Annotated in this window: 14 protein-coding genes and 2 pseudogenes; 6 read left to right on the forward strand and 10 right to left on the reverse strand. The window is 71.2% G+C overall.

What is annotated here, in order from left to right; all coding sequences use genetic code 11:
• Positions 1-109: 109 nt before the first annotated feature.
• Positions 110-1,180, reverse strand: coding sequence for an alkene reductase (locus tag ACIQM3_RS21505; RefSeq protein WP_401626663.1), 1,071 nt, complete (start codon positions 1,178-1,180; stop codon positions 110-112).
• Between the two features lie 147 nt (positions 1,181-1,327).
• On the opposite strand from ACIQM3_RS21505, the gene ACIQM3_RS21510 reads away from it, so the two are divergent.
• On the forward strand, positions 1,328-1,831 hold the full coding sequence (locus tag ACIQM3_RS21510) for a MarR family winged helix-turn-helix transcriptional regulator (RefSeq protein ID WP_401626665.1): 504 nt from the start codon (positions 1,328-1,330) through the stop codon (positions 1,829-1,831).
• On the opposite strand, the gene ACIQM3_RS21515 is transcribed toward ACIQM3_RS21510, so the two are convergent.
• Entirely contained in the window at positions 1,832-2,893 is a 1,062-nt protein-coding gene (locus ACIQM3_RS21515; RefSeq protein ID WP_401626666.1) for an aminotransferase class V-fold PLP-dependent enzyme, read from the reverse strand.
• A 70-nt stretch (positions 2,894-2,963) separates the two neighbouring features.
• Entirely contained in the window at positions 2,964-3,701 is a 738-nt protein-coding gene (locus ACIQM3_RS21520; protein WP_401626668.1) for a DsbA family oxidoreductase, read from the reverse strand.
• A 200-nt stretch (positions 3,702-3,901) separates the two neighbouring features.
• Between ACIQM3_RS21520 and ACIQM3_RS21525 the strand changes: the two are divergent.
• Both ACIQM3_RS21525 and ACIQM3_RS21530 read left to right on the forward strand, forming a co-directional pair.
• Positions 3,902-4,363 (forward strand): annotated as a pseudogene (locus ACIQM3_RS21525) (DUF664 domain-containing protein); the annotation flags it as partial.
• A 19-nt stretch (positions 4,364-4,382) separates the two neighbouring features.
• Positions 4,383-4,856, forward strand: a complete 474-nt coding sequence (locus tag ACIQM3_RS21530; protein WP_401626670.1) for an NUDIX hydrolase — start codon at positions 4,383-4,385, stop codon at positions 4,854-4,856.
• A gap of 33 nt (positions 4,857-4,889) precedes the next feature.
• Here the strand turns inward: ACIQM3_RS21530 and ACIQM3_RS21535 are convergent.
• A pseudogene (locus tag ACIQM3_RS21535) lies at positions 4,890-5,246 on the reverse strand (ATP-binding protein); the annotation flags it as partial.
• A gap of 88 nt (positions 5,247-5,334) precedes the next feature.
• On the opposite strand from ACIQM3_RS21535, the gene ACIQM3_RS21540 reads away from it, so the two are divergent.
• The gene (locus ACIQM3_RS21540) at positions 5,335-6,231 is read left to right on the forward strand and encodes a helix-turn-helix domain-containing protein (protein WP_401627426.1); all 897 of its coding nucleotides are present in this window, start codon (positions 5,335-5,337) and stop codon (positions 6,229-6,231) included.
• Positions 6,228-6,434, forward strand: coding sequence for a DUF397 domain-containing protein (locus ACIQM3_RS21545; protein ID WP_401626671.1), 207 nt, complete (start codon positions 6,228-6,230; stop codon positions 6,432-6,434). Before ACIQM3_RS21540 ends, ACIQM3_RS21545 begins: the two co-directional genes overlap by 4 nt.
• On the opposite strand, the gene ACIQM3_RS21550 is transcribed toward ACIQM3_RS21545, so the two are convergent.
• Complete coding sequence (locus ACIQM3_RS21550; RefSeq protein WP_401626673.1) at positions 6,416-7,348, reverse strand: DMT family transporter; 933 nt, start codon at positions 7,346-7,348, stop codon at positions 6,416-6,418. The two genes, ACIQM3_RS21545 and ACIQM3_RS21550, sit on opposite strands and share 19 nt — an antisense overlap.
• 123 nt (positions 7,349-7,471) lie before the next feature.
• Between ACIQM3_RS21550 and ACIQM3_RS21555 the strand changes: the two genes are divergently transcribed.
• The gene (locus ACIQM3_RS21555; protein ID WP_401626674.1) at positions 7,472-8,401 is read left to right on the forward strand and encodes a LysR family transcriptional regulator; all 930 of its coding nucleotides are present in this window, start codon (positions 7,472-7,474) and stop codon (positions 8,399-8,401) included.
• A gap of 170 nt (positions 8,402-8,571) precedes the next feature.
• On the opposite strand, the gene ACIQM3_RS21560 is transcribed toward ACIQM3_RS21555, so the two are convergent.
• From ACIQM3_RS21560 to ACIQM3_RS21580, 5 genes are all read right to left on the reverse strand, one after another.
• The gene (locus ACIQM3_RS21560) at positions 8,572-10,098 is read right to left on the reverse strand and encodes a sensor histidine kinase (protein ID WP_401626676.1); all 1,527 of its coding nucleotides are present in this window, start codon (positions 10,096-10,098) and stop codon (positions 8,572-8,574) included.
• Positions 10,095-10,841, reverse strand: coding sequence for a response regulator transcription factor (locus tag ACIQM3_RS21565; RefSeq protein WP_401626678.1), 747 nt, complete (start codon positions 10,839-10,841; stop codon positions 10,095-10,097). The genes ACIQM3_RS21560 and ACIQM3_RS21565 overlap by 4 nt, the downstream gene beginning before the upstream one ends.
• A gap of 125 nt (positions 10,842-10,966) precedes the next feature.
• Entirely contained in the window at positions 10,967-12,715 is a 1,749-nt protein-coding gene (locus ACIQM3_RS21570) for a CotH kinase family protein (protein WP_401626680.1), read from the reverse strand.
• Positions 12,715-13,392, reverse strand: a complete 678-nt coding sequence (locus tag ACIQM3_RS21575; protein WP_099176060.1) for a DUF4956 domain-containing protein — start codon at positions 13,390-13,392, stop codon at positions 12,715-12,717. The genes ACIQM3_RS21570 and ACIQM3_RS21575 overlap by 1 nt, the downstream gene beginning before the upstream one ends.
• Positions 13,389-14,309 carry a polyphosphate polymerase domain-containing protein gene (locus ACIQM3_RS21580; RefSeq protein WP_401627428.1) on the reverse strand — a complete coding sequence of 307 codons (921 nt, stop codon included), beginning with the start codon at positions 14,307-14,309 and terminating at the stop codon, positions 13,389-13,391. Before ACIQM3_RS21580 ends, ACIQM3_RS21575 begins: the two co-directional genes overlap by 4 nt.
• Between the last annotated feature and the right edge of the window lie 190 nt (positions 14,310-14,499).

Consider the following 14,499-nt stretch of genomic DNA (forward strand, 5'->3'; position numbering starts at 1 on the left):
GGCCGGGCCGCCCGTCCTGATCCGTATGCCGTGCTTCGTGTCGTCGCTCACGGCGGAAGTCTGCCACGTCGGCCCGCACGGCTTCATGCCTCCGGCTCCGCGGTTCGCGTCAGACGGCGTCCAGCGCCGGATAGTCGGTGTAGCCCTTCGCGTCGCCGCCGAAGAAGGTCGTCGGGTCCGGGGTGTTGAAGGGCCCGCCGGCCTTGAGCCGGGCCGGCAGGTCCGGGTTGGCGAGGAACAGGGCGCCGTAGGAGATGACGTCGGCGATCCCGTCGTCGACGACCGTGTGGTGCTCGGGGCCGGTCGGCCCGTCGGAGAACACGTTGAGGACGAGGGTTCCCGTGAACCTCTTGCGCAGCGCGAGGGTCAGATCACGGGTGCCGGCCTGCTCCAGGATGTGCAGGTAGGCCAGCCCGAGCGGCTCGAGCTCCGTGACGAGCGCGGTGTAGACGGCGTCCGGCTCGGGCTCCTCGATGCCGTTGTAGGGGTTTCCGGGCGAGATGCGGAGCGCGGTCTTCTCGGATCCGATCTCGGCGACGACCGCCTTGACCACCTCGACGGCGAAGCGGGTGCGGGCGGCGTCGGAGCCGCCCCACTCGTCGGTGCGCAGGTTGGTGTTCGGGGCGAGGAACTGCTGGATCAGGTAACCGTTGGCGCCGTGCAGCTCGACGCCGTCGAAGCCGGCCTCGATCGCGTTGCGGGAGGCCGTGACGAAGTCGCCTATGGTCGCGCGGATCTCCGCGTCGGTGAGCTCGTGCGGCTCGACGAAGTCCTTCGGGCCCGCCTGGGTGTAGACCTGGCCGGGCGCGGCGACCGGGGAGGGCGCCACCGGGATCAGTCCGTCCGGGAGCAGGACGGGGTGGCCGATCCGGCCGGCGTGCATGATCTGGGCGAAGATCCGGCCGCCCGCCGCGTGGACGGAGTCGGTGACCCGGCGCCAGGAGGTGACCTGCTCGGCGCTGTGCAGGCCGGGGGTCGAGGGGTATCCCTGGCCCACCACGGAGGGTTGGATCCCCTCGGTGATGATCAGTCCGGCCGAGGCCCGCTGGGTGTAGTAGTCGACGGTGAGGTCGGTGGCGGTGCCTCCGTCACCGGCCCTGCTGCGAGTCATCGGCGCGAGGGCGACGCGGTTGGACAGCTGGGTGCCGGAGAGGTCGAGAGGGTCGAACACGGTGGTCATGGAAGCCTCCGAGGCATTTACATGGTCGGCCAAGTAAGTGGGTGCCCGGTCACTGTAACCCATTAATTGGCCGACCAAGGTAAAGTTCACGAGGACGTCATGAACCCCGGCACCGACCGGGCCGCGACACCGCCCCGAGGAGCCCCGATGAAGGACGACAGCACCGACCCCGCCGACCCCGCCTGCGCCGGCGGGCTGCCGAGCGCGGCCCTGGGCGGGCCCGTCAGCCATGCCGTCTCACGGGTCGCCAGGCTGCACAGGATCACGGCGGGCCGCATGCTCAAGGGGCTCGGGCTCTACCCGGGCCAGGAGTTCCTGATGATGCACCTGTGGGACACCGGGGCGGTCCGCCAGGCCGAGCTGATCAAGGCCATGGACCTCGACCCGTCCACCGTCACCAAGATGCTCCAGCGCCTCGAGCAGGCCGGACACGTGCGCCGCCGCCCCGACCCGGACGACCGGCGGGCCGTCCTGGTCGAGGCGACCGACGAGAGCTGCGCCCTGCACGACGAGGTGCGCAGCGCCTGGTCCGGCCTGGAGGAGCACACCCTCGCGGGGCTGGGTCCGGCCGAGCGCGCGGAGCTGACCCGGCTGCTCGCCAAGGTGGAGGAGAACCTCTGCACCGAGACCGGGGACTGCCCCGCACGGTAGCTAGGCGGCCAGCACGTCCAGGGCGCGGTCGACGTCGGCCTCGGTGTTGTAGAGGTGGAAGGCCGCCCTCAGATTCCCCGCCCGGGCCGAGACCATCACCCCGGCCGCGGCCAGCTCGGGCTCACGGGCACCCAGGCCGGGCACGGCGACGATGGCCGAGGTACCGGGCACCGCTTCGTGCCCGATCGACGCGAGGCCCTCCCGGAAGCGGGCGGCGAGCCCGGTGGCATGGGCGTACACGGGGTCCACCCCGACCTCGGCCAGCAGGTCCAGCGACTGCTCGGCCCCGTGGTAGGCGAGGAACGCGACCGGTTCGTCGAAGCGCCGGGCGTCGACGGCGAGCTTCTCGACCGGCCCGTAGGTGCTGTTCCAGCGGTCCTCGGCCGCGACCCAGCCCGCGTAGAGGGCCGGCAGGGTCGGCTGCGCCTCCTCGGTCACGGTCAGGAACGACGTGCCCCGGGGACACATCAGGAACTTGTACCCGCCGGTGACCGTGTAGTCGTACGCTCCGGCGTCCAGCGGCAGCCAGCCGGCCGACTGGCTGGCGTCGAGCATCGTGCGGGCCCCGTGCCTGGCCGCGGCCGCGCGGACCGCGTCCAGGTCGGCGACCCGGCCGTCGGAGGACTGGACCGCCGAGAAGGCGACGATCGCGGTCCCGGGCCGCACCGAGCCGGCCAGTTCGGTCAGCGGGACGTAACGCATCTTCAGATCGCCGCGTACGGCGAAGGGGCTGACGACGGAGCTGAACTCCCCCGTGGGCGCGAGGACTTCGGACCCTGCCGGGAGCGAGGCCGCGACGAGCCCCACATGCGCGGCGACGGACCCGCCGACCGCCACCCGCGCGGGCGCGACACCCGCGATCCGGGCGAACCCGGCGCGGGCGGCGTCGACGGATTCGAAGCTGCCCACACCACCCCGGACGCCCGCCGCGCTGTCGGTCGCCAGCGCCTTGACGGCGTCGACCGCGCGACGGGGCAGCAGCCCGCAGCTGGAGGTGTTGAGATAGGTGGTCCCGGATGCGAATTCGGTCGCCCGGGCCCGGTCGATCGCAGAAGTCTCCATGCGGGACAGCCTGACGGCCGCTCAACCCCACGTCAATCACGCGAGTTCGGGCGGCGCGCCAAAGAAGTCCTTATACGCGCTGGTCGGACGGTTCGGTCCTGGGCACTTCGCAGGCCCCGTCCGCGTCGCAGGCGGCGGCGTCCCCGCCGACCTGGGTGAGACCGGGGACCTGACGGTCCTTCCACGCCTGCTCCAGGGCCTGGACGAAGACCTCCGCCGGCTGGCCGCCGGAGATGCCGTAGCGACGGTCGAACACGAAGAACGGCACCGCGGTGGCGCCGAGCTCGGCCGCCTCCCGCTCATCGGCGCGTACGTCGTCGGCGTACGCCTCGGGGTCGGCCAGCACCGCACGCGCCTCGTCGGCTTCGAGCCCCGCCTCCGCGGCCAGGTCGGCGAGCACCGCGTCGTCGAAGACCGAGCGCTCCTCGGCGAAGTTCGCCCGGTAGACGAGGGTCAGCAGCTCGTCCTGGCGTCCGCGGGTCTTGGCGAGGTGGAGCAGCCGGTGGATGTCGAAGGTGTTGCCGTGGTCACGCCCCTCGGTGCGGTACCCCAGCCCTTCGGCCTGCGCGTTCGCCGCGACGTTACCCTCCATGGCCCGGGCCTCCTCGGGGCTGCGCCCGTACTTCTGGGCCAGCATGTCGATCACCAGCTCGGTGTCGCCCTTGGCCCTCCCCGGGTCGAGCTCGAAGGAGCGGTGGACCACCTCGACCTCGTCACGGTGGTCGAACCCGGCCAGCCCCTTCTCGAAGCGTGCCTTTCCGACGTAGCACCACGGGCAGGCGATGTCGCTCCATATCTCGACGCGCATGACTCTTCCGCTCTCCAGTTCTGCAGTACCGGTGCGGAGGGGGCCTCCGCCGCCCGTTCAACGTGCGGACGCGGCGGCTGATTCCCGGCGCCGGGCAGGCCGGGCGTGGTGACCGCACCTCTGCCCATCAGGACGGTGTCCGACCTGTTCCCTTCCTACGGTGGTCGCATGACTCCTGAGACCGAAGGCTCCTCCCCGCCCTCCGCGAAGCGCGCCGGCTCCTCCTCATCACCGTGCGGGACGCCACGGACGCGCAGCTCACCGAGCGGTCCACGGTGAGCGAGCTGACGCTCGGCGGCATCCTGAACCACCTCACCCGGGGTGAGCGGGTCTGGACGCACATCCTCACCGGCGCCGGCGGCCGGACCCCGGACGGCATGTGGGACATGAGCCAGTACCAGGCACCCGAGGGCGCCACGGTCACCGGCCTCCGCGCCGCGTACGAGGAGGCCGCCCGCGCCACCGACGAGGCCACCGCGAAGGCGGACCTGGACACGGAGGTCCCCCTGCCGGAGACCCCCTGGGAGCCCGGGGTCGTCCACCACTGGCCGGTACGCAGGATCCTGCTGCACCTGCTCCAGGAGACGGCCCAGCACACCGGGCACGCGGACATCGTCCGCGAGGCGGTCGACGGCGCGAACAGCACGGCGCGGCGGAGCTGAAGCGGCATAGCCTCCGGGGATGGATCTGCGACTGGCGGCGTACGCCGTGTGCATCGAGGACGAGCGGGTGCTGCTCGTCCGTCACGTTCCGCTGGTGGGCGAGCCCAACTGGTCTCTTCCGGGCGGCAGGGTCGAGCACGCGGAGGACCCGTTCGACGCGGTGATCCGGGAGGTCGCCGAGGAGACCGGTCTGGAAGCTGTCGTCGAGCGCCTGCTGGGCGTGGACTCACGGGTGGTCCCCGCGGCGGAGCGCCGACTGCCCGGCCGGCCCGAGCTCCAGAACGTCGGGATCTTCTACGGCGTACGCATCACCGGTGGCCGGCTCCGGAGCGAGCCGAACGGTGAGACCGGCAATCCGGTCTGGGCTCCGGTCCCCGGGGTCGCCCGTGTCGGCCGGTCCTCGCTGGTCGACATCGGCCTCGCCCTGGCACGGACCGTTCCGCCGACCGGCCACGTCGCCCCGGTCCCGGTCGGCGGCCTGATCAGGCACTGAGGCCGCCCCCGGGACGATCTCGGCCCAGACAGTCTTCCCGGACGGCGGAAACGGACGTACGCCCCAGTCCGCGGCGAGCGCCTCCACGACGGCCATCCCGAGACCCCCCGGACGCCGCGCGGGGAGGCGCTCCCCGCGCGGATCGGTGACCTCGACCCTGAGCCCTCCGCCCGGCAGCCGCACGAGCGTGAGCCGGAAGCCCCGCCCCTCCAGCCGCCCGTGCCTTACCGCGTTCGAGGCGAGCTCGGCCACCACGAGCGCGGCGGCATGGGTGGCCTCGCCATCACGCAGCCACCCCCACGCGACGAGCTGCTCCACCGTCAGCAACCGCCCCAGCCGGGCCCCTCGGCGGGTGGCGCTGAACAACTGGGTGAATGGTTGTGCGGCCATGGGGATCTGTACGGATTCGCTCTTCACACCACTCAGCGTGGGGGCGTGACCGTACGCTTACCAGGAGTGATGGCGGTACGTGACGAGCATGTACCGGTACGCACGGCGACGGGTACCGGAGGTACCGGTGGTTCTGGACGACACGATCGGCGACGACGACGGCTCGGCGGGCGCGGCGGACCTGTTCCGGGTCGTCGGCCGCCAGCTACGCCTGCTCAGGGAACGGGCGGGCCTCACCCAGCGGGAGCTCGGTGAGCAGCTCGGCTACAGCGAGGACCTCATCCGCTCCCTGGAGCGGGGCCGCCGCACGGCACAGCCGGAATTCCTGGACGCGGCGGACGAGTTGCTCGGAGCGGGCGGACTGCTGCGGGCCGCGAAGGACGACATGGCCAGAGCAAAGGCACGGTCGCGGGTGAAGCATCCGGCGTGGTTCCGGGACTACGCGCGACTGGAGGCGGATGCGGTGGAGCTCTGCTACTACAGCAACCACACCATTCCCGGCCTGTTCCAGACCGAGGCACACGCTCGCGCTCTCTACGCCATGCGCAAGCCGTTGCTCGACGACGAGACGATCGAGCAGCGCGTGGCGGCCCGGCTGGCCAGGCAAAAACTGCTGACGAGCTGGCCGGCCCCCATGGTGAGCTGCGTGATCGAAGAGGGCGCCCTTCGCCGACCGATCGGAGAATGGGACATCCACAAGTCCCAGCTGGAGGAACTGCTCCGCCTCGGTCGACTGCGCAACGTGGAGCTCCAGGTCATGCCGCTGGACCGACATGAACACGCGGGTATGGGAGGCCCGTTCATCCTGCTCACGCCGGAGGACAGGCCCCAGGTCGGTTACCTTGAGGTGCAGAACATCAGCCGGTTGATCACCGACTTGGCGGAAGTCCGCATCTTGGCCGCACGATACGGATGCGTTCGGGCTCAGGCACTCTCGCCGTGTGAGTCCTTGATCCTTATCGAAAGGTTGCTGGAACAGCGATGAATACCGAAGCGCGGGTGCGGAACCCCGCCGCTCACTCGTGGTCGAAGAGCAGCTACAGCTCCAACGAGGGAGGCGAGTGCGTTGAGGTCGCCGCCACCGGACACGCCGTCCTCGTCCGCGACTCCAAGGACCTCACCCGCCCCCACCTGACCGTCACCCCCGCCCGCTGGGCACACTTCGTGCGCTACGCCGCCGGTTTCTGAAGCTCGCGCCCCTGAAGCGTTGATCCGAGGCGCCGCGATCCGGTGGCCCCGTCGGCCGGGCCTTCCGGTCGGCGGGCGCGGGTCAGGCCGACACCGATGAGTACGACGGCCATGCCCGTGACGACGCGGGCGCTCAACCGCTCGTCGAGGACCACGGCCCCCAGGGCCACCGAGACGACCGGCAGCAGATACCCGACGGTGGCAGCGGCCGTAGGGCCCTCGTCGGCGATGAGCCGCGAGTTGAGGTGGAACGTGAGGCCCGTGCCGAAGATGCCCAGGACGATGACTGCGGCCACCGCTCCGAGGGTGGGGTTCCCCACGCCGGAGCCCGCCGGAAGGGCGAGCGCGGTCATGCCGGTCGCGGCCAGGAGCTGGGCCGCGGACAGGGCGAGGGGCGCGCCGTCCCGGCCCAGGAGGTGGCGGGCCATGTAGGCGAAGGCGACGGCGTAACTCACGGCCGCGGCGAGGAGGAGCAGAGTGCCCGAACTGGCCAGTCCGCTCTCCTGCCAGGGGGCGAAGACGAGCAGCACCCCGGCGAAGCCGAGGACCAGGCCGGTCAGGCGCAGCGGCTGCCGGCCCCGCTCCGTCCCGAGGGCGAGACCGATTCCCATGGACCAGAGGGGAGTTGTGGCGTTGAGGACGCCCGCCACCCCGGAGTCGACGGTCTGTTCGCCGACACTGAAGAGGAAGAACGGCAGGACGTTGCAGAAGAAGGCGGCCACGGCGAGGTGGCCCCACGCCCGGCGGCCGCGCGGCAGACGCTGGCGGGCCGAGCGGGCGAGTGCCAGCAGGACGGCCGCGCCGAGAGCGCACCGGATGACCGTGATGTGCAGTGGAGAGAGACCGCCGTTCAGGGCGATCTTGATCCAGAGGAAGCCCGACCCCCACAGCAGGGCGAGAAGAGCCATGCGCATGAGAGTTACTCGCTGACCGCTGAGCACTGTTCGCCTCCTGGCAGGTGTCCGACTTTGAACAGTGCCCCGACAGCTCACGTAAGACAAGCGAAAAAGTTTGCATGCGGCGTTAAGCTGAACTACATGATTGATGTGCGACGGATGCAGCTTCTGCGAGCGGTGATCACCAGCGGGTCGGTCACCGCCGCGGCACGGAATCTCCAGTACACCCCCTCCGCGGTCAGCCAGCAGATGGCGGCGCTGGAGAAGGAGGCCGGGATAACGCTCCTGGAGCGGTCCGGTCGGGGTGTGCGGCCGACGGACGCGGGGCGCCTGCTCAACGAGTACGCGACCCTCATCGGCGACCAGATCGCCGAGGCGGAGACCGCACTGGCCGACCTGAGAGCCGGACGGACGGGACGGGTGGCCATCCGTTACTTCACGAGCGTGGGGGCCGCCCTGGTCGCCCCCGCGCTCGCCCGGCTCCGCCGCGAACACCCGGGCGTGCGGACCGAGCTGAAGCTGAGCGATCCCGAGGACCCGCTGCCGGACGTGAAGGACGGCCGCGCCGATCTGGCGCTCGTGGTCCGGCCGCGCGACCGGTCGCCCGTCGACGGCATCCGGTTCGTGCCCCTGCTCGAGGACAGGTATCTCGCCGTACTGCCCGAGGATCACCGGCTCGCCGCACAGGGGGAGATCGAGCTGAGCGACCTCGCCGACGATCCCTGGATCAGGAGCGACCGCCCGGGCCCCTGCCTGGACCCCGTTCTCGAAGCCTGCGCATCGGCGGGGTTCAGCCCGGGTTTCGTGGTGGAGAGCGAGGACCATGCCACGGCACAGGCGTTCGTGGCCGCGGGGCTCGGTATCGCCCTGATTCCGGAGCTGGGGGCCGGCGATCCCCCTCCCGGCGTGACCGTCCGCAGGGTCCGCGGCCCGGAGCCGGTCAGGTCGATCCAGGCGGCGGTGCGCGAGTCGTCACCGGCCGAGCAGCCCGCGCTGCGCGGGCTGCTCGACGCACTGCGGACCACCGCGGCCGCTCGGACGGTGACCGCCCAGGGCCTTCCGTACAGCTAGGGCCTGCGGGCCCGGAAGACGGACCCTGATCTTGCCGGCGCCCGCTCCCGCGGTCACCGAGGCCTCGACGGAGGAGGCCGGCTCAGCGGTGTCGCCGGGGGCGAGCGGCTTGCTGATGTCGAGGTCCCAGATTCATGTATGTGGAACGGCGGTTCGGTATGTGACCCGGTTCAGGAGGGGCCGGCCCGGAGCAGCAGCCGGAAGGTGCAGCCGTCGCCGGGGCGGGTGTCGAGTTCCATGCGGCCTCCGTGGGCCTCGGCGATCGTCGAGGCGATGGCGAGGCCGAGGCCGGATCCGCTGTCACGGGGGGCGCCGGAGGCCGATGGCGCCCGGTAGAAGCGGTCGAAGACCTGCTGGGCTTCCTGGGGTGCGAGACCGGGGCCGTCGTCGACGACCTCGATGACGTGGACCGGGGCGCCGGAGGGCAGGGGCGGATTGACGCTCGTACGGCCGGGCCGGTCGGCGCCTCCCGTACGGGGGCCGGCGCGCAGACTCCCGACGCGTATCCGGAGCCGGGTGCCCGGCGGGGTGTGGGTGCAGGCGTTGTCCAGGAGGTTGGACAGCACCTGGGCGAGCTGATGGGGATCGCCGGAGGCTTCCACGACGTCGAGCTCCCCCGGGCCGTCGCTGTCCCCCGCCCCGAGCGGGGCGAGGGCGATGCGCCGGCCCGGGTGGCGTACGGCCGAGGCGGCGATGCCGTCCGCGGCCAGCGAGAGCAGGTCGACGGGGCCGTGCTCGGTGGTGGGGGCGTCACCGAGCTTGGCCAGCAGGAAGAGGCTGTCGACCAGGCGGCTCATCCGCTCGGCGTTCTGCGCGATGAGCTCATGGGCCTCGCGTCTGCGGCGCGGGGACATGTGCGGGTCGTCCAGCAGGAGTTCGGCGAAGCCCTGGAGGGAGGTCAGGGGGGTGCGCAGTTCGTGCCCGGCGTCCGCCATGAAGCGGCGCAGCCTGCGCTCGGTCCTGTCCTTGCGGTGCAGGGCCGCGCGCAGCTGGTCCAGCATGGTGTTGAAGGCGATGCCGAGGCGGCCGACCTCCGTGTCCGGGCTGGTGTCGGTGGCGTTCTGTTCGAGCTCACCGCTGGTGATGCGCCGGGCGGTGTGCTCGACGCGGGTCAGTGGCCGGAGGCCGAGGCGGACGGCGGCGCCGCCCAGCAGCATCACTCCGGTCGCGGTGACCGCTCCGACGGCCAGGCTGAACCAGAGCAGTCTGGACGTGGCCTCCTGCACGCTGTCCAGCGGCAGGGCGACGACGGCGCGCATGCCCCGGGGGCCGGAGTCGGCGACCACGCGCCAGTCGCCGTCGCCGTCCCGGGCGGGCACCGTGGCGGGCCGTCCGTCCCCGGGTTCGCGCGCGGTGATGGCCTCGGCCAGGCGTGGTTCGCCCCGGCCGCTGCCGAGCGAGTCGGGCAGCAGGCGGCCCTCGGCGTCGTAGAAGTAGACACGGAAGTCCGAGGGCAGGGTCTCGTGCGGGGGCGGCCGGTGGGAGGGCACGGTGCCGTCGGCGATGTCCCGGTAGACGGGCGAGGGCGGGCGGAAGTCGGTGAGCCGGTCGTCGACCTGCCCGATGAGCCAGGAGTGCATGAGGGTCAGCCCGGTGGCCTGGCACACCAGCACCGCAGCCGTGGCCAGGACCGTGGCGATCAGCACCAGCCGGGTGCGCAGGGAACGGGGGCGCAGGCGCCTCGGCACCCCTCTCACGCCGTGCGGTCCCGGGGCAGGCGCAGGCAGTATCCGACGCCTCGCACGGTGTGGATGAGCGGGGGTTCGGTGCGGTCGATCTTGCGGCGCAGGTTCTTGATGTAGGTGTCGACGATGCGGGTGTCGCCGGCGAAGTCGTGGTTCCAGACCTTCTGCAGGATCTGCTGCTTTTCGAGCACCCTCCCGGGCTGCGCGATGAGGCAGGCCAGCAGCCGGAACTCCGTCGGTGACAGCGGCACCCGCTGCCCTGCGCGGTGCACGTCGTGTGCCTCTTCGTCGAGGGTGAGGTCGGCGTAGCGCAGGGGCGGCCGCTCGGCGGGAGGCGCCGCGCGCGGCCCGGCGCTTCGGCGGAGGATGGCGCGCACCCGCAGCAGGACCTCCTGGACGTGGAAGGGCTTGGTGACGTAGTCGTCCCCGCCCGAGCTGAGGCCGATGATGCGGTCCTCGACATCGGTGCGTGCGGTGAGGAAGAGGACCGGGGTGTAGATGCCCCGGGCGCGCAGTTCACGCGTGACCGTGAAGCCGTCGGTGTCCGGGAGCATCACGTCCAGCACGATCAGGTCCGGCCCGCTGCGGGCCCTCCCGGCCAGGGCCTCCTGCCCTGTTCCCGCGGATACGACGGCGTAGCCGGCCGCGTGCAGGGCGGAGGTGAGCAGGGTGCGGATGCTCGGGTCGTCCTCGACGACCAGAACGGTGTGCCGGGCTGAGGCCACAGGGTTCACCTCGGGTGGTGCGGGGTTCATGCCGGCCTGGGGGACCGGGGGCTCGGGGGGTCTCCACCGTACGGAACGGGCGGGAGGACGCGGCTACGCGGGTGTACCGGCGCCCCGGACCGGATCGGGGGAATCCGGGTCCGGGGCGCCGGTGGTCAGCCGGTCACCTCCGTGTCCTTCGCCAGCGCCTCCGTGCGTGCGGTGACGGTCGTGCGCAGTGTGGCCACGGCCTTCTTCAGGTCCGCCGCGTCGACACCGGCCTTCTCGGCCTGGCCCGAGATGTCGTCCAGCGCGTCGAGCGCCGCGCCGGAGCCGAAGAACTTCTCGTACAGCTCCTTGTATGCCTTCTTGTACGCGGGATCCAGGGCGTCCAGCTCCAGGAAGCGGTCCTTCAGCTCGTGGCCGCTCATGCCGCCCCGGCCGCCGCCGGCCTGACCGCCTTCGCCCTCGCCGTCCTGGCCCTCGGCGGCCGCGCCGCCTGGGAAGCCGCCTTGTGGGCCGCCTTCGCCGGTGCCGCCGGGCATCCCCTCCGGCGCCCCTTCGGGGGGAGCGGGCATGCCGCCCTGCCCTTCGGCGGCTCCCCCCTGTGCTGCCTCGTCGCCGCCCTGCGCGCCCGCGCCGGGGCGGCCGCCCCCCATGCTCATCTCGTCGTCGGGCCCCGCCTCGGCGTCCCCGCTGAAGGTGAGGTTGTAGTCCCAGCCGAGGACGGAGAACTTCTTGGTGTCCAGGTCGTACCAGAGCAGGTAGTTCTTGCCCGGGCCGGCCATGTCGTCGAAGTTCATCAGCAGGTTCTGCGTGGCGACGTACTCGGCGAACGACTCGACGTCGACGTGCTTGTCGAGGTCTGCGGCGAACTCCTCGTCCGACGCCTCGTCCACCCATTTGATGAACTTCATGACGGGCGAGAGGTCCTGGCTTCCGACCTTGTTGAGCTGCCGGAACGACGTCTCGTAGTCGGAGGGGTCGTCGCCCTTGTAGGCGAAGGTGCCGCCCGCCCGCGCCTTGTACAGCACGCCGTTGCCGTCGACGGCCTCGGCGTACTCGGTGTCGGGGTTCTCCACCATGAGCCGCGTGACCTCCGGACCGTTGTTCACCGACACCGTGGTGAAGCCGTAACGCTCGGCCGTCTGCCCGCTCCCGTCCGTCAGCGACAGCGCCAGGGCTTCGTTCAGCGGCACCTGCTCGTCGGTTCCCGGACGCAGCGAGATCTCCCGCTCGCCCTGGTAGGCGCGGCCCTCGACGTACTCGTCGATCTCGATGAGCAGGGGGAGTTCCTCGGGTTTGTCGGCGGAGAGGTCGTACTGCGTCATCCCTCCCCCGCCGCCGCCCGCACGCTCTTCGGCTCCGGCACCGCCTGCGGCACCTCCGGCACCCGCGGCGCCAGGACCGCCGCCGTTCGCGGCCTGGCCGCGGTCCTGGCCCCCGCCGCCCTGTTGCTGCTGCGGGGCGCCCTGCCCGGCTCCGGCGGGCATCCGGCCGCCACCGGCTCCGCCCTGGTTGCCGCGCAGGGACATCAGGGTGGAGTTCCCTTTCAGGCGAATCCCCACGTCCTGGAGGAAGACCCCGTCGATGGTGAGGTCGGCCTTGATGGAGTCCTTCGTCCCGTCGTCCTCGAACTCCTTGATCATCTTCTCGAAGTCGGTCTGCTTGTACTGCAGCTGGATCGCGTGCTCGACCGTGGTGTCGTAGAGGCCGACCGTGCCCTTGACGTTCTCGGTGATCGTGTCGGCCTCGACGCGGGACGAGGAGGTGACGTACGGGGAGACGCGGGCGTCCCCGAAGGCGTACACCATGACGGCGAGTCCCAGGCACAGCGCCCCGGCCGGCTTCCAGTGGTGCCGCAGCCGCACCGGCAGGCGGTCCTTGAGCCGCCGCCGGCGGACCGGCTCCGTGCCGCCGCTCATCACAGGTCGGTGGTGTCGTAACCGGTCAGCACCGTCACCCGCTGCCCGGAGGTGCGCTCCTGCAAGGCCGTGACGAGGTCGCCGGGCTCCGTGCCCTTCTTCATCCGCACGGTGTAGAACACCTCGTTCAGGGCTCCCCCGCGGATCGTCTCCGTGCTCACCAGCTCGAACTCACTGGTGTACTTGATCAGCACGTCACGGATGGCGGGCGTGTAGTCCTCGCCCGCCGGGACCTGGACCTTGACGACCTGACGCTGGACGTTCAGGGCGAACCAGTTGAACTTGAACATCACGAGGATCACGACGCAGATCACGACGGCGCCGACGGCGGCCAGCGTGTAGAAGCGGGCACCGCAGGCCATGCCGATGGCCATCGCCAGGAAGATGAAGCCGACGTCCCTCGTCTCCTTCACCGCGTTCCTGAACCGGACGACGGACAACGCGCCGACCAGGGAGAACGCCCGTGCCAGGTTCGAGCCGACCACCAGCATGATGAGGGCGACGATCATGCCGACGATGACCAGCGTCTGGACGTACGACTGGCTGTAGGAGACGTTGCGGTGGGTGTACCGGTAGGTGTAGCCGATCACCGTGCTCAGGATGAACGACAGCGCCATGGCGGCGACCACGTCGGCGACGCTGAACGTCCCGCTGAGTTCCTGCAGATCGAAGTTCACTGTGCTCCTGCTTTCACCGGCGCGTGCGGCGCCGCCGGCTGCCCCAGTGGCAGCCGGGTGTGGGGGGTGGGAGGCGGACAGTCCGCCTCGTCGAGGTGGAAGACCGACCTGGGTGCCAGGCCGAACGCCTCGATGGACTGCACGTACTTGCTGATCCGCACCAGGTTCAGATTCCGGCGCGCTGCCAGGTCGGTGATCCAGTGCGGTGTGCGCTCGTTGACCTTGATCTCCATCACCGTCATGTGGGGCGGGATGGTGAACCGGTTCTCCGGCGTGGCGGTCCCGAAGTGGAAGTCGCGGTCCCGGCCCCGGATCCGCCGGTCGAAGGTGACCCGCAGCCCCGTGTCGGAGGCGCGGCCGACCAGGGCCTCGCGCTGGTATCCGGTGATCGCGGTCGGCCGGAGGTTCAGCCGGACGGCGAGGTCCAGCACCTCCTGGACGAAGGCGCTCTCCTTGGGCGAGTGCTCCACCATCTCCCGGCCGTCGCACAGCCTCCGGGCGGTGGCGTACGGGAGGGTGATGCGCCGCTTCTGCGTCACCCGGTTCACCCGCTGCTTGATCTCCACGCACACCGGCGACTCCTCGGTGACCCCGTCGAGGTCGCCGTAGTGCCGGATCCGCAGCTTGCGCCGGAACTTCAGGCCTTCGATCTTCTCCCAGTAGAACCGCAGCTCGGGGCTGTCGTAGTACAGGCTCCAGACCCCGTAGCCGCCCACCGGGCTGTTGAGGTCCCGGTCCATCCGCTCGCCGAGCTCCTCCCGGATCTCGGCGGCCTGCTCGACGGGGACGAGATACTTCAGCTCGAACCGGTTGAACGCGTGCAGCCTGCTCGCCACATGCGGCGACTGGTCACCCTCGGGGGCCGGGGCATCGCCGTCCCGGGACCCACGGGGTGCGGCCATGTCGGGTCGCGACACCATGCGCCTCCTTGCGTCTACGTGCCGGACCGGGCCGGCACGGACACGCAATCAAGGCCGCATGAGGAAGCCGTGAGAAACGCGGGTTGATTGCAGGAGGATTCCGGGTGACGTGCAGGTGAACACCGGGCGCCGCGGAGGACCCGGCTCCCCAGCACCGAGGGCCCGGAATCCTCTCGGATTCCGGGCC

This window comes from Streptomyces sp. NPDC091271 (genome assembly GCF_044757505.1).
Lineage (GTDB): Bacteria > Actinomycetota > Actinomycetes > Streptomycetales > Streptomycetaceae > Streptomyces.